The 16513-nt window shown below is 41.6% G+C and carries 12 protein-coding genes; 4 read left to right on the top strand and 8 right to left on the bottom strand.

The features are described from left to right. Positions 1-6: 6 nt before the first annotated feature. From OCU87_RS18335 to nrdD, 5 genes are all read right to left on the bottom strand, one after another. Positions 7-270, bottom strand: coding sequence for a DUF2960 domain-containing protein (locus tag OCU87_RS18335; RefSeq protein WP_062691176.1), 264 nt, complete (start codon positions 268-270; stop codon positions 7-9). A gap of 185 nt (positions 271-455) precedes the next feature. Next, the gene (locus OCU87_RS18330; protein ID WP_062691175.1) at positions 456-659 is read right to left on the bottom strand and encodes a hypothetical protein; all 204 of its coding nucleotides are present in this window, start codon (positions 657-659) and stop codon (positions 456-458) included. A gap of 217 nt (positions 660-876) precedes the next feature. Then, complete coding sequence (locus OCU87_RS18325; RefSeq protein ID WP_261859024.1) at positions 877-2904, bottom strand: EAL domain-containing protein; 2028 nt, start codon at positions 2902-2904, stop codon at positions 877-879. Positions 2905-3245: 341 nt separating this feature from the next. Beyond that, the gene (gene nrdG, locus OCU87_RS18320; RefSeq protein ID WP_062691172.1) at positions 3246-3716 is read right to left on the bottom strand and encodes an anaerobic ribonucleoside-triphosphate reductase-activating protein; all 471 of its coding nucleotides are present in this window, start codon (positions 3714-3716) and stop codon (positions 3246-3248) included. Between the two features lie 86 nt (positions 3717-3802). After that, positions 3803-5923 carry an anaerobic ribonucleoside-triphosphate reductase gene (gene nrdD, locus OCU87_RS18315; protein ID WP_261859023.1) on the bottom strand — a complete coding sequence of 707 codons (2121 nt, stop codon included), beginning with the start codon at positions 5921-5923 and terminating at the stop codon, positions 3803-3805. A 312-nt stretch (positions 5924-6235) separates the two neighbouring features. Here nrdD and OCU87_RS18310 point away from each other — a divergent pair, with 312 nt between their 5' ends. The 4 genes from OCU87_RS18310 (at position 6236) to OCU87_RS18295 (ending at position 10557) form a co-directional block, all read left to right on the top strand. Next, positions 6236-7348 carry a GGDEF domain-containing protein gene (locus OCU87_RS18310; protein ID WP_261859022.1) on the top strand — a complete coding sequence of 371 codons (1113 nt, stop codon included), beginning with the start codon at positions 6236-6238 and terminating at the stop codon, positions 7346-7348. 144 nt (positions 7349-7492) lie between these two features. Then, the gene (locus OCU87_RS18305; RefSeq protein WP_261859021.1) at positions 7493-9016 is read left to right on the top strand and encodes an MltF family protein; all 1524 of its coding nucleotides are present in this window, start codon (positions 7493-7495) and stop codon (positions 9014-9016) included. 136 nt (positions 9017-9152) lie between these two features. Further along, entirely contained in the window at positions 9153-10205 is a 1053-nt protein-coding gene (locus OCU87_RS18300) for an endonuclease/exonuclease/phosphatase family protein (protein ID WP_083540979.1), read from the top strand. Positions 10206-10407: 202 nt separating this feature from the next. Next, positions 10408-10557 (top strand): hypothetical protein, encoded by a 150-nt coding sequence (locus tag OCU87_RS18295; RefSeq protein ID WP_164488552.1) that lies wholly within the window; start codon positions 10408-10410, stop codon positions 10555-10557. 151 nt (positions 10558-10708) lie between these two features. On the opposite strand, the gene OCU87_RS18290 is transcribed toward OCU87_RS18295, so the two are convergent. The 3 genes from OCU87_RS18290 to OCU87_RS18280 all read right to left on the bottom strand — a co-directional run bounded on the left by OCU87_RS18290 (position 10709) and on the right by OCU87_RS18280 (position 16513). Next, positions 10709-13861: an efflux RND transporter permease subunit gene (locus OCU87_RS18290; RefSeq protein ID WP_062691168.1), complete on the bottom strand. Its 3153-nt coding sequence runs from the start codon at positions 13859-13861 to the stop codon at positions 10709-10711. 9 nt (positions 13862-13870) lie between these two features. Beyond that, entirely contained in the window at positions 13871-14983 is a 1113-nt protein-coding gene (locus OCU87_RS18285; RefSeq protein WP_062691167.1) for an efflux RND transporter periplasmic adaptor subunit, read from the bottom strand. 339 nt (positions 14984-15322) lie between these two features. Then, complete coding sequence (locus tag OCU87_RS18280; protein ID WP_261859020.1) at positions 15323-16513, bottom strand: acetate/propionate family kinase; 1191 nt, start codon at positions 16511-16513, stop codon at positions 15323-15325.

The following is a 16513-nucleotide window of genomic DNA, read 5'->3' as shown; positions in this document are numbered from 1 at the left end:
TCGTGATTATTTATGACCAACACCGCGGTTTTCTTTTTGTGCCAGCGTAATACGGCCAAAACCGAGTTTTTTAAAGTAGTTATCACGGTAATCTTTCGCTGCTTTCGCTGATTTTGAAACCGCTTCTACTTGCTGTTCCATTTTAAGAAAAGCTGTTAAATCAATACCTTCTTCAGCAGCAACCGCTTCTTGAATCGTGCGGTACTGATCGTATGAAAACGTCAGTGTTTTTTCCTGCATCTTATAGGTATAAAGAATCGTACGAGACATAAGTCATAAACTCATTTTACAAATAGGCGCAGACTTTACCTTATTTAGCGCCATTCTGTAAAATAAATTTCAGAGTCAAAAACTTGCTAACGAACACAAGGTGTCGAGGCTAATCATTTGAATTATAAAGGTGAGATGAAGGGTAAACACGCGTGCCTACCCTTCTGTACTGATAAAATATCATGTTATTCTTCAATCATATTATTACGTTTACATGATAAATAGTTTGCAACATCACTACCATCCATATTATTGCTGTCTTTAGTCAACTGAGCTGATGCACAAATAGTAGGATTTATGTTTCCCGTTTTCTCGACCTGAGCTTCATTTGCCATTACGTTAGCAGAGAAGAATGAAAACAAAAACACTGAAGCTAATAGTTTTTTCATAGGACCACCTTAATTAAATCGTCAATATGTACAGTATTCTTGAATATAGAATATCCCCTGTTACAGATTGACAACTAACAATATCAACATTGAATTTTTGTTACACAATAAGAGTAGCAAGTGAAACTTAATGGATGTTGAATATAAACATCCATTTGATATTACATTGTATATATTCAACGCTCATTCAGAATCAATTAGTTCAATTTATTTACTATTAAACCACTACTCTTTCAGCATCCATTAAGGTTACAATATTATCAAGTGGCATCGCTTTGTAATAATAGAACCCTTGAACATAACGCACTCCTAAGGAGGATATATATTGAAGCTCTTCGTGTGTTTCTACGCCTTCAACAACCAATTTAGCATTGGTAACTTTACCAAGCTCAACAACAATACGAAGTAACTCTTTACCCCTTGCTGTATCCAGTTTCTGGATCAGGGAGCGATCAACCTTAATCTTGTCGAAGTCGTACCGTGATAAGTATGCTAAAGAAGAAAAACCTGTGCCAAAATCGTCCAAGGCAACTGACACACCTAAAGTTCGTAGTTGGTTTATCACTTCGGCTGTCATTACCTCATCAGAGACGAGCAGTTCTTCTGTAATTTCAATCTCAATCTGCTCATACTTTAAAGAGCTACCAATGATCAGTTTATCGAGATATTTTACAAAGCCTTTCGTCAGAATTGTATCTGATGACACATTGATCGACAGTAAAAAACCAGGCCGACTGCTATAAGGTGACGTTGCTTGTATTGCTTGTTCGATCACCCAATAATCAAGTTCAGGCATCATCTGAAGCTGTGAGAAGGATTGAATAAACGTCGGTGGTAGTATGTCACCATTGCGGGTCCGATAACGTAACAGGGCTTCCATACCGACTATCTGGCCATCTTTTACATCAACTTGTGGCTGATAATACAGAATCATTTCACCTTCTGCATTTAGCCTTTCGACATCACGTTGCGCTTGTAAGTTACTTTGCATAGAAGGTATGAAACTGGCTAACTTAGATTTAACTGCCATATCGCTATTAACAAAAAAGCGTCGGTTGAAGATACGCGTAACGTCAATTCCTTCACTACGTGTATCCATTATTTTGAAAAATGGATAATACATTGCTACACCAACCACTAAAATGACAATTTGTAAAATAACGCCACCAGCCGTTCCGCCTGTTGATAAATAACCACTTAATAACGGAGGTAGCAGCCAGCTATTAACTTCATTTATCGGTTCAACCCAACCAATCCAAAAAGCAAAATATGCAATAACAAGGCTAACTTGTGGCACTAATATAAATGGTATTAACATAATAGGGTTAAAAATGATCGGTATACCAAATAATAGTGGTTCATTGATATTAAACAACGCAAGAATAAACACTGCTTTAGCTAACGTTTTATAACCACGATTTTTTGCAAACAGTAACATGCAAACAACCAAACTAAAGGTATTGCCACTCCCCCCCATGCCGGTGAAAAAATCATAGAAATTTGCGCTAATAATATTCAGTGCATCACCACTATTTCGCCATGCTTCAATATTAGCAACCGTAATATCATAGAGCTCAGATTTATAAGTATGCAATACATTATGACCATTAATGCCAAATGACCATAATATGCTTCTAATAAATTCATAAATCATTGCATCGGTAAAATCTAACGGATTTAAAACTGGAAACCAGTTATACAAAGAAAGCGTCGGCATGAGCATAACTTTAATAAAACTACTGACCAACACAATACTCGTTAGTGAAAGCATGTAACAAGCAAGCACTTTTAAGCTGTTATCCACGACACTGCTTGATAGATCAACATGCATTAACTTGGTACGGTTAATTATGCTAATAAGTGTGGAAGTCATGAACGCGCTCAACAAAGCAACAGCGAAGCTATTAGGTAATGGAATAACAGTAGAAATAAATGTCCATTGATACGATACAATAAAAAACGCCACTAAGGAGCATGCTATTGTGGCCGATTTAGGCAGACGATGCGTATCAGATAAGTACATTGCCATATAGATATTAATCAATATTGGAAATATATGTGCAGTTAACCGCCCAATACTCCCAATCGTTTCAGCAAACGATAGCCACTCCATTCTAAATGCAAAGATCTCTAATAGATTGCAAAAAGTTGCTAGTAATGAAATAGGCAAAGCCATAATAAAAACATTACATAGCGCAATTGCAATTCTATTGTTAGAAAGGCGAGTAATAAGCTGAGAAAGCACGAAAGAACCTCACGCATCATTCCTTAAAGGCATGACTGTATCGTTAGATAAGAAGCATGAACGTTATTCTATCTATGCTAAGTGAATATTCAATAACTTTAGTATAATTGGAGGTGACTAATACCTATAGAGAATCAGGATGTAAGGCTATGAGCAACCAAAAGAAAGGAACAGAACGGGTTAGAACTGTTGTTTAGTAGGAGTATATATAGCTTGAAGGAAAACAAGTAAATTATTCACCCACTCGATTTCCCCCTGGTTATACACAGAAACAGTGGATAACTTTTTGGATCTGTAGCTACCTACAAGTCACTCACTAGTGTAGAGCCGAGCACTTTTGCTCATAAATCTTTAAAATAATGGATCACTTGATTTTCACTTCCACGCCACACAAGAGACGGGTCATACTTTTCTTGTTCAAATTTACCATCAATCATGACGTCAACAAGATCGATTACCGCTTGCTGCTCTGCACTTAACTCATTAAGCAAATAGCCTGTCCATAGCCAAATATCTTTATCTGGGCACTCTTCACGCACACGTAGCACCAGCTTAAGCACTGATGACACATTCTCTGGATGAAGGGGATCACCCCCTGATAGTGATAAACCACGACGCTTGATACGTGTATCATTCAAATCCGCAATCACACGATCTTCCATTTGCTGCGTGAAAAAATGTCCGCTATCCAACCGCCACGTGCTTTTGTTGTAACAACCACGGCATTGATGCACACAGCCAGAAACAAACAACGAGCAACGTGTACCTGGTCCGTTTACAACATCGACAGGGTAATAGTTATGATAATGCACAGTATTTCCTCGCAGCTAGAAAAACAAAAGAAGCGCATTTGCACTTCTTTTATTGGTATTAACACTTAACTTTATATATCAATATGTTACATGTGTTTTACGCGACGCTTAACTTCTTCTTGCTTCCCAAAGTTAAACGGGCGAGCATCAGGGCTACCAAGGTAACCACATACACGACGTGTTACAGATACTTTTGACGGCTCATGGTTACCACATTTAGGACATGTGAAACCTTTGCTTGTGCAGTCAAATTCGCCTGTAAAGCCACAGTCATAACACTCATCAATCGGTGTATTTGTACCGTAATAAGGTACGCGGCTGTAACTGTAATCCCACACGTTTTCTAGCGCCTCAACATTATGCTGAATATTCGGGTACTCGCCATAACAAATGAAACCACCGTTCGCAACTTGCGGGTATGGCATTTCAAAGTCAATTTTGTCGTAAGGGTTTACTTGCTTCTCTACATCTAGGTGGAAACTGTTGGTGTAGTAACCTTTTTCAGTTACGCCATCTACAACACCGAATTCTTTTGCATCAATCGCACAAAAACGGCTACACAAGTTTTCACTTGGTGTGCTGTAAAGGCTAAAGCCGTAACCCGTTTCTGCCTTCCATTGCTCTGTTGCATCTTTAAGACGCTGAACAATAGCTACCGCTTTATTACGCAGCTCTTCGTTGTCGTACACATGTTCTTCAGTGCCGTATAGTGCATTGATCGTTTCATGAATACCAATGTAGCCCAATGAAATAGAAGCACGGCCATTCTTGAAGATTTCAGCAACATTATCGTCAGCATTCAAACGCACGCCACACGCCCCTTCCATATAAAGGATAGGTGCAACACGTGCTTTCACGCCGTCTAGACGAGAGATACGTGTTTCTAATGCACGGCGAGCTAGTTGTAGGCGCTCATCAAGCAGTGTGAAGAATTTGCTTTCGTTGCCTTTCGCTTGCAGTGCAATACGCGGTAAGTTCAAACTAACCACACCGATATTGTTACGGCCTTCGTGGATCAGCTCGCCATTTTCTTCGTACGGGCCTAAGAAGCTACGGCAACCCATAGGGGTTTTGAATGAACCCGTCACTTCAACCACTTTGTCGTAGTTAAGAATATCTGGGTACATACGCTTAGATGCACATTCCAAAGCAAGTTGCTTGATGTCGTAATTCGCGTCGCCCGTTTTATGGTTTAAACCATCTTTAATAGCAAAAACTAATTTCGGGAATACCGCTGTTTTACGGTTCTTACCAAGGCCAGCAATACGATTCTTAAGGATAGATTGTTGGATTAAGCGAGATTCCCAAGATGTACCTAAACCAAAGCCAAAGGTCACAAACGGTGTTTGGCCGTTCGCGGTATGCAAAGTGTTTACTTCATACTCAAGCGATTGGAATGCATCATAGCACTCTTTTTCTGTACGCTTTTGCGCGAACGCTTCTGGCTGAGCAATATCCCACTCTATCGCAACTTCTAAGTGCTTTTCGTAGCTCACGGTAACAAACGGTGCCAGCACTTCATCAATACGGTTGATGGTTGTACCGCCATAAATGTGGCTTGCGACTTGTGCAATGATCTGCGCTGTCACAGCAGTGGCTGTAGAAATTGATTTTGGTGTATCAATTTCTGCATTACCCATTTTGAAACCATGCGTTAGCATGCCGTCCAAATCGATCAACATACAGTTGAACATTGGGAAGAACGGTGAGTAATCCAAATCATGGTAATGAATATCGCCATTTTCATGCGCTTGTACAATATCACGTGGCAATAGGTGCTGCTTCGCATAGTGCTTAGCAACAATACCCGCTAACAAATCACGCTGTGTTGGGATAACTTTACTGTCTTTGTTTGCGTTCTCATTGAGCAGCGATGCATTGCTCTGCTCAATCAGACCACGAATTTCATTATTTAAGTGACTTTTCTTTTCACGAGAAAGATCACGGTCATGACGGTACTCGATGTACGCACGTGCCACTTCTTTATGTGGGCCTGCCATTAGGTGGTTTTCAACTGCATCTTGAATGGCGTGAATTTCCACTTCCTCTGCCGAGATAAATTGTGAAAGTACACCGTCAGCAACAGATGCAGCATACGCTTGATCCATCACTTCAACTGACTTAGCAGCACTTAGCACGGCCTCTTTAATACGGTACGCATCGAAAGGTACACGGCATCCATCACGCTTAATAACAACAGGGTTCACAGCAGGCTCCTATAATGACACTGTCACAAAAACACTAAATGTAGGGGTATAACAAACATCCACTACAATATATGGTGCGTATTAGGCAGAATTTCAAGAAAACAAACATTGATCAATATCAAGTTTTTACAAAGAGCGGATAGGGATCGAACGATGATTTTGACCGACCCCAAAAAACCAAATGTAATTTATTTCCTGACACTTTTTGTCAAACCATTTATTCGCTTTCAACCCACCTTTTTGGCAAAAAAAATTCTTGCAATCTCTAAAATAAAGTAGAATGAAGAGACACTTAATTAGGATGTTTTTTTCATGGATGAACTCAGCCTAACCGCTCGAGTAGACAAAGCTGCACTTACCAATCTATCAACAGGCTTTCGTTGGGCTTCTGCTGTTTCTCTCTTCTTCCTATTAATGATGACTTTCTCTTTTCGCATAGAAGATACAGGCATCATTGATAGCTATTTCGACCAGTTTTTCCTGCTGGCTATCATAAGCAGCCTCGTCTTTATCTTCGGTGCTAATCTCTTAAACATTCCGTTTTTCTATGCACGCTGGAAAATAGCCAGCATTGCTTATGCATCAACATTTAGTACCTGTTGGGCTGCAATTATTGCCTTAATATCTATTGGCGGTGACTATTACGATGCAGCTGACATCCTTAGCGACATAATTTTAATGATTGTTTTATTAGGTTTTTTCTCTTATCGCCCCGTTCTTTATGCAGGTATACTCCCTATACTATTTGTAAGTACGGTGATCAGTTTTGTTTCTGCCAAAAATGCCATAATCCTACCAACAGAGAAATTTATTGCCGCCTGTCTAGTGATTGAGTCTGGGCGACGCATCCTTTATCGCTGGTTTTATAACAACATCGAAAAAGATCACGAAAATAAACGATTAATGAAAAAACTCTCCGATATTGCCTCTCGCGATCAACTGACAGACATCCATAACCGTCGCTTCTTTGAATATGAGCTCGATAAGCAATTTCAGCGAACCAAACGCACACAAAGTGAGCTCGGATTGGTCATGATTGATATTGACCACTTCAAAAATTACAACGATAGATTGGGGCATGTGGAGGGTGATAAGTGTATTCGAACCGTGGCCAAGGTTATTCAGCAAAGCTTAAAACGGAGTACCGACAGTGTGTCACGCTATGGTGGTGAAGAGTTTGTCGTTTTGCTACCTAATACCGATTTAGCAGGCACGCTGCAAGTTGTAAAACGCATTAAAACAAACCTGGCTAACAAAGCCATGGTACACCCAGACTCCAATACCTGCGAGTGGGTAACAGTTAGCCAAGGCATTGCACAGTGGCGTCAACATATAGGGCCAGAGAGCCTTATTAAAGAGGCCGATAGCTATTTGTATAAAGCGAAACAATTGGGCAGAAATCAATATTATTACTCAGCAGCCTAAACTATCCACCTAGTATGCTCACGAGCTAACCCCCGAGTCATGAGCAAGTAAAAGGCTAAGCCTTCCCTGTAACGACACCATCTTTACTATACTGACTGAACACTCACTGCTATCACTCTTTTATGGCTAAAGATGGTGAACTTTGTGAATACAGCCTCCCCGTATAGTGGCACTCCAAACCGTCTTAGCAAGACAGTAAGTGGATACCTGCTTACTAAACTCCGCTATTTACTACGTTTATGGGCTACGATTATTGCCATCGTGATAAGTGCGGGGCTTGTTACGACGTCGGCTAGCGCCATTGAGATCTCTCCAATACCCACCATTCGGCACACTGGTGATCTTAATACCATCAAAGATGAGGGGGTTATTCGTGTGCTTGTTGCTGCTGATCTTGGCTTTTATTACCTCGACAAAGGAAGGCCCAAAGGGGTGGTATCTGAAATGCTTATCTTGTTTGAGAAATACCTTGCTAAGCATACCAATCAACGCCTTCACCTCAGTGTCATTCCCATCGCACGCGATCAACTACTGCCCGCTCTTATGGCGGGCATTGGTGACATTGCAGCGGCCAACCTCACTATTACGGCCCAGCGTGCTACCAAGGTCGATTTTAGCGCCCCTATATTGAAAGACATTAATGAGGTTTTCATCACCTCCAACAAAACCAAACCGATTACGGGTTTTGAACAGCTTGCGGATCAAGATGTGTGGATTCGACCTAGCTCTAGTTATTATCAAAGTATCCGAAAGATTAATCGCGCATTGAAACAACAAAAGTTGCCACCAATGCAGATACATTTTATTGAAGAAACCATGCAAGATTACGAACTCCTTAAAATGATTCAGTCAGGCATGATCACTATGACCGTGCTCGATAGTCATAAAGCTGAGTTCTGGGATTTAGTCACGGATGATTTACAGGTACATACCCAATCCCCTATTCGTACGGGTGGTCAAATTGGTTGGATGTTTAGGAAGAACAGTCCTGAGTTAGCAAAAATCGTCAATGGCTTTGTCAACAATAACCGCCGCGGCACCCTGAATGGCAACGTCATTTTTAATCGCTACCTCAATAGCCAAGCTTGGTTTCAAAAAGTGGTGAGCCCGGAGAATATTAAAAAATTCAAAAAACTCGAAAAACGATTCACGCGTTATGGCGATAAATACGAAATTAACTGGTTGATCATTGCAGCACAAGCATTTCAAGAATCACAATTTGATCAGTCTAAACGTTCCCATGCGGGTGCTGTCGGCATTATGCAAGTTTTGCCACAGACAGCACGAGAGCCCTATATCGATATCCCTAACATCTACAATATTGATAACAATATCCATGCTGGTGTTAAATACATGGATTTTATTTTGACACACTACTACAAAGGTGACACCGACATAGACGAAGTAAATAAGCTGTATTTTGCGCTTGCTAGCTATAATGCAGGCCCTACGCGTATTAAACGTATGCGAAAACTCGCCGCTGAACAAGGTTTCAATGCCGATGAATGGTTTAACAACGTTGAAGTGATCGTAAGGAAAAAAATCGGATTAGAGCCTGTCGTATATGTCGGAAATATCAGCCGGTATTACACTATTTATAAACAAATCTTCGCATTGCAGAATATCGCGGGGCAACGTCAACTCACTAGCATCACACCTAGCAGATAACTGAATTTGATTCGGTTTTGGTTTTGGTTTTGGTTTTGGTTTTGGTTTTGAAATAAGTTGCAAAAAATTCGCTTACCCACTCGCAAATCTTTCATTTTTGTTTTTCAAATAAAGCGTAGCAACCTAAGCTTCTGATATGAAAATATATCGTGTTATATCACTTATTATTCTATGTGGCGTTATCATCCTTATCGCTATTAGGGACGTTGATTTGCTCGATCAAGCGACTACCACACAGGCTATTGAACCTAGCGCTCACACAACAACCACTCTTAATAAAAATCCAAAAACACAAAGCCAGCAACCATCCGCGACTTTACCCACAACGATAACACTAATGAGCTGGAACCTTGAATGGTTAACCTTAACGCCTTTTAAATATGCTCCACCTCGTACCACGCAAGATTATCAAGCGCTCGCACGTATATTCACTGACATTTCACCGGATATTCTAGCTTTTCAAGAAGTCGATAGCCTTACAGCGCTCGAGCTTGTAGTCCCAAAAGAAAAGTATCAATTTTTCTTCTCAGATAGACAAAATAAACCCTCTGAAATATTTAATGACGTAAACCAATTTACAGGTTTTGCTGTACGCAATGGTTTGATAATTAAAGATCCCCAAGATGTTGTAGCAACAAATAAAAATCCATCAGCTAGAAACGCTAAATTACGCTACGCCAGCTATATCACGCTAAGGTCTTCCCCCACAGCTCCCCCTGTACATTTACTCTCTGTACACCTAAAAAGCGGCTGCACTGTTATGAGTAAAAATAAGCCCTCATCAAGAAAATCAAAAGCATGCAGGACATTAGCTCAGCAACTTGAAGTGTTATCAGAGTGGATTAACAATCATCACAATCAACATATGATCATTGCGGGTGATTTTAATCACCTCTTATCCTCCGATTACTTCTGGCTGCAAGAGCAACTAGACAGCTCAAAGGAAGTACTTATCCCACTGACAATTGCGACAGAAGCTAACTGCTTTGTTAAACAAATCCGGGCTAAAAAAGTTCACTACCGTCGTTATAAACAGTTAATTGATCATATTTTCATCTCACAGGCTTTGCTTGAACAACAGAGAATGCCGCTACAATCCTCGGTGCAATATCGCTTTAAACAGGGTGATGTTAAGCAGTTTCAACTCACCGATCACTGCCCGATAATCAGCAATATTCAACTACCTTAGCTGCATGTTTAAACCCTTTTTAAGCTAAAAAATCACCAATTGACGCGATTTTTTGAGATACAGTGCAAAGTTTCATAAATATGAGATATTAATCAAAAATAATTCAGATTATTGATAAGGATTAGAACCACATTAATGAGTACCTCACCCTGAATTATTAAACATAATGATGGGAACCAAGCGGACTCTAAAGGAGATTGTTATGGATGCAATCACGCACGGAACTTTCGTTGCACCCACTGAAGACGAATTACTGATTGAACAACCTGAGCTATTTTACTCAGCTGATAACCTTACAACTGAGCTTGAAGACAGTGTCATTGTTTTGAATATTATCTGCCATGATGCATAGCACACCCTATGCCTAGCGCACACAGCTCAAGTACTACACAGCAATAAAACTGTTAAAAAAAGGGCTTCACCTAAGTGAAGCCCTTTGCTATTTCTCGTGTTTATATTTTAAAGCACTTCTATCAAAACGCTTATCTTAAAATACAAGATGATCACTCATCATCAAGGTTAATAAGCTTCGTTGAACCACCATGGAATTTCTCACGTTTACGCTGAACGAGCGCAAAGAAACCTGGGATCAAGAAAGTACCCGCTAACAGCACACATAACAGGCCACCCGTAAGTGAAATACCCAATGAGTTCTGACTAATATGGCCAGCACCCGATGCAAAGATTAACGGTAGAATACCCAAGATAAACGACCACGAAGTCATGTTCACCGCGCGGAAACGTAATTTACCACCACGCACCGACGCTTTTTCGATATCCAAATTTTTATCTTCTCGCTCAATCTTGGCAAATTCTACAATCAATATGGCATTTTTTGCGGCCAATGCGATTAAGAGAACCAAACCAATTTGTGCGTATAAATTCAATGGTGTGCCTGTTATGGCTAGCGCTAAGAAAGAGCCTAACGTCGCAACAGGTACAACCAAGATGATAGCTAGAGGAATACTCCAACTTTCATACTGAGCAACCATAAACAAGTAAATAAAGATAAGCGCCAATGCAAACGCATAAATAGCCTGATTGCCCGCTTTTACCTCTTGGTAGGCCATACCCGTCCATTCGTATTGGTAACCTTGCGGAAGCACTTCTGCTGCAACACGCTCCATTGCGGCAATCGCATCACCACTTGAATAGCCTTCAGCAGGGCCACCCTGAATCACCGCAGAACGGTACATGTTGTAACGCCAAGCCACATCTGGTTCAAACACTTGATCTATTGTTGCAAGCGTACTTAAAGGGATCATTTCACCACTTGCAGAACGAACATGGAAACGCTCTAAAGCATCAAGATCATTACGATACTCACTGTCGGCTTGAACCGTCACGCGGAAGTTCTTGCCATACATAGTGAAATCATTGATATACATTGAACCAAGATTGCCTTGCAACGTTTGGAATACCTCTGTTAGCGGCACACCTAACTGTTTTGCTTTTACACGGTCAATATCAACATAATAATGCGGCACATTGGCACGGAACGTACTGTAGGTGAATTGGATCTCAGGCTGTGCATTTGCCTTCTCAATCACGTCACCCATCACGTTGGCTAAATCTGTTCGGTTTCGACCTAACGTATCTTCCAATACAAATTCAAAACCGGATGCAGCGCCCATACCAGGAACAGCTGGCGGCCCCATCGCAAAGACAATCGCTTCAGGTAATTCCATCGCTGCACGGGCATTAATACGATTAGTAATCGCAAATGAAGAGTGCTCACCTTCCATGCTATTACGCTCATCCCACTCTTTCAGCTTGATGAACATTGACGCACCGTTAGATGCAGCTGCACCTGTCAGGAACGCATAACCATTAGCAACAGTAATACCTTCAACACCCGGCTCTTGCTCTACTAATGCTTGCAGTTTAAGTGTCGTCTCTTCTGTACGCGATAAAGACGCCGCATCTGGTAGCTGTACATTAACCAGCAAAATACCCTTATCTTCTTGAGGTACAAAAGCGGTCGATGTGGTTTTCGCTAGGAAAGTTACAGACAATAAAGCCACAATAAAGAAGCTAATCAATAAGCCAGCTTTGCGAACGAGGAAGCCAGCTATCGCACCGTATTTTAGCGTAATTCTGTCTAAGCCACGGTTAAAGGTTTGGAACCAACGTGCCGTGTTACCACCGCCTTGCTTCAAAACTAATGAACACAACGCTGGAGACAGCGTTAGAGCATTGATAGAAGAAATGACAACCGATATACAGATCGTTAACGCAAACTGACGATACATGATGCCTGTAATACCCGGTAGCATAGCAACAGGTATAAACACGGCTAACAATACCAAGGTTGAGGTAATGATTGGCCCTGTCACTTCTTTCATCGCGATTAATGTTGCTTCACGCGGTGTCAGGTTCGGATCGTTTTTCATATTGGTATCGACATTTTCGATAACCAAAATAGCATCATCCACCACAATACCAATTGCTAAGATCAAGCCAAATAGCGTCACAGTATTGATCGTAAAACCTGCCATTAGCATGACAGCAAAGGTACCAATTAAAGACACAGGGATAGCAACAACAGGGATCAAGGTGGCACGCATACTACCTAAAAACATGTAGGTAACCGCAATAACCAAAATGATCGCTTGAATCAGCGTTACCACGACCCCCTTTATTGATTCGGCAACAAAAAGTGTGGTGTCGTAACTGGTTTCGTACGCCATGCTTTCCGGCATATTGCCTTTCATGCTATCAAGCAAGTCCATCACCGCCTTACCACTTTCTAACGCGTTAGCATCAGACTGTAGTGACAATGTGACAATTGAAGCAGGTTTACCACGGAACATCCCGTTACCGTCGTAGAACTTTTTACCTAGTTCAACACGCGCGACATCTTTTAAGTACACAACAGAGCCATCCGAGTTTGCACGTAATACAACGTCTTCAAACTCACTGACCGACTCTAAACGTCCTTTTGTGACTAGGTTAAACTGGACTTCTTGAACGTTATTAAACGGCGGAGCGCCTACTTTACCTGCAGCAACCTGAACGTTCTGCTCTGCAAGTGCGGCATTCACGTCTGACGTTGTCAAACTAAGGTTCGCCATTTTTTCAGGATCGAGCCACACGCGCATCGCGTATTCGCCACCACCGATAACATTCACTTCACTGATGCCTTGCACACGCGCAAGCTGATCTTTTACATTCAAATTGATGTAGTTGATCAAGAACTTATCGTCGTACTTATCATCTGGCGAGTAAAAGTTAAGTACCATCAATAAGTCTGGAGAGCGCTTCTTAACTGTCACACCCACCATACGAACTTCAGCCGGTAACTTAGATTCGATCTGCGAGACACGGTTCTGGACGTTAACTTGCGCCATATCCGGATCGGTACCAACATCAAAGGTAACGTTGAGGTTATACGAACCATCGTTGGCACTCTTAGAGGACATATAAATCATGTTCTCTACACCATTAACCGATGCTTCAATCGGATCGGCAATAGCTTCTTCAACTACCTCTGCACTTGCACCTGAATAATATGCAGTCACACTTACAGATGGCGGGCTTATTTTCGGATATTCCGCCACAGGCAAGTTCATCAATGCGATGCTACCAGCAAGAGTCAGAATAATGGATATCACCAACGCAAACTTAGGGCGTTGGATAAAAAAGCGACTGAGCATAATAATTCCTTACGCCTTTGGCTCTTCAATACGAACAGTCATCCCATTTCGTACGCGTTGTAGGCCTTTAGTTAACACCACATCATCAGCATTAATACCACTATGAATAATGACGCCTTGTTCCGTTTGTGGACCAAGCTCAACATTACGACGTTCCGCTACATTGTCGTCCTGCAATACCATGACAAAATCACCTTCGAGGTCACTTTGAACCGCACGACGAGGGATCACATTGGCTTTAACGGGTGTCTTTTCACGTAAAAATACTTGAACATGCTGGCCAGGTAGCAATGTGTGCTCAGGGTTGGGGAAACTTGCACGTAAGGATATAGTGCCCGTGTTTAAATCGATACGGTTGCCAATAAAATCAACTTCACCAACATGGCTGTGATTACGCCCACCGCCCAATGACATAACAACTTCAATTCCGTCACTACCACTGCCAGCGCCATCTAACGTGTCTATGCCTAAATTCAGGCGTTCACGCTCGCTCACTTTAAAAGAAGTTTGGATAGGATCTAAGCTAACAAGTGTGGTTAATACGCCAGTAGAAGGTGATACTAAGTCACCAAGGCTTGCTTTACTGTCGCTAATACGGCCAGTGAATGGTGCAACAATTTTAGTATGAGATAAATCAACTTCAGCTAAATGCAATTGTGCTTTCGCTGCTTTTAATTGAGCTTCTGCTGATAATTTAGTCGCCGTTGAGCGATCGTAATCTGATTGGCTAATACTGCCTTTTGGCAAGAGGTTCTTATTACGCTGCCAGTTAAGCTCTGCATTACTCAACTCAGCTTCCGCTTGAGCAATAGCAGCATTAGCACTCGCCACTTTCGCTTCGTAAGCCGCTGGGTCAATGTGGTATAAAAGTTGGCCTTTTTCGACTGTTTGCCCTTCAGTAAAGAAACGCTCTTTAAGATAACCAGACACTTGCGCCACGATGGCTGCATCTTCCTGAGCTTCAGTACGTCCAACATATTGCTTACCCTGTTGGTAATCAATCACAGTGACAGGCTGGGTTACGACAAGTGGTGCAGGAGGGGCTTGGCGATTATTAGCTTGCTCGCCACAACCTACTAATAAACCTGCACAGATAGCAACCGCTATAAATTTTCTTTTCATTAAGAGAAACCACTTAAAAAAACAAACAATAAGGAACGAAATACAAATTTCGCAAAATGTTGCATTTATATTTTTAGTAAGTGCTTAAAGTAACAAGCAGTGATTAATGAGACCTGAATAACTATCAGCTATCGTAAAACCTGTTATTTCAATTGTTTCAAGATATTTCAGCGAGCTATCTTATAGTATTTTCATCCATACTGACTCGCATGTTTTGTAAATAATATAATTGTTAATAATGAATGAATCATTCCTTCTGCGCATGAAAAAACGGCCCTGAGTTTATACTCAGAGCCGCTTCCCCGTTCCTAATAACCCCGTTCCCGCAGGGTCAATCTATTAAGCGTGTAGTAGCGCCATAGATTCGTTTGCGATTACCCACTCTTCATTTGTTGGGATAACCATAGCAAGCGGTGTATTTGGCTTGGTGATAACACCTTTATTACCAAAACGTGCTGCTGCATTTGCTTCTTCATCTTCACGGTAACCAAAGATTTTTAGGTTTTCTAAAATCTTGCTACGGATAGGTTGAGAGTTCTCACCAATACCAGCAGTGAAGATGATGCCGTCTAGTTCATCTAACGCAACCATGTATGAACCAACGTATTTAGCAACACGGTAGCAGAATAGTTCAAATGCTAGCGTTGCGCCTTCGTGGCCATTTTCCATCGCTTCGATAACACCGCGACAATCGCTTGTTAGGCCAGAAACACCTAACAGGCCAGATTTCTTGTTTAGTTCGTCGAATACTTCTTCTTGCGTCCAGCCTTTCTTCAGAAGGAATTCGATGATGCTTGGGTCAAGGTCACCACAACGTGTACCCATCATAAGACCCGCAAGCGGAGTAAAGCCCATGCTTGTATCAACGCTCATGCCGTCTTTGATAGCACAAACAGAAGCACCGTTACCCAAGTGAACAGAGATAAAGCTGCTCTCTTCGATTGGCTTGTTAATCATTTTTGCTGCTTCACGGCTAACGAAGTAGTGGCTTGTGCCGTGGAAGCCGTAACGACGAATGCCGTAGTCGTTGTAAAGCTTACGTGAGATAGCACCAGTGTATGCCTTCGCTGGCATCGTTTGGTGGAACGCAGTATCAAATACAGCGTATTGAGATAACGTTGGGAATGCAGCCATAGAAGCGCGCATACCAATAACGTGAGCGGGGTTATGAAGTGGCGCTAGATCGCTAAGGTTGTCGATTTCAGTTAGAACCGCTTCATCAAGTTTAACAGTGCTAGTGAACTTCTCACCGCCGTGAACAACACGGTGGCCCACTGCAATAATGTCGTCTTTCAGACCAAGCTCTTCAACTAGTGCAACGATGCGGTCAACAGCAAGTTGGTGGTGATTACCTTCGCTTAGCGCGTATTCACTTTTCTCACCGTTGTATTTCCAGCTAACGTTAGCTTCTGGAAGGCCAAAACACTCACCAATACCGCTCAGTACTGCGTCGCCGACAACAGTATCGATCAAAGCGAATTTAAGGGAAGAACTACCAGAATTAATTACAAGAACTAGTGAATTGCTCAT

Origin of the sequence: Photobacterium sanguinicancri (genome assembly GCF_024346675.1) — a bacterium.
In the GTDB taxonomy this organism is placed as follows: Bacteria; Pseudomonadota; Gammaproteobacteria; order Enterobacterales; family Vibrionaceae; genus Photobacterium; species Photobacterium sanguinicancri.
Note: the sequence above shows the minus strand (reverse complement) of the source record. Positions and strands in the feature narration are given on the sequence as shown.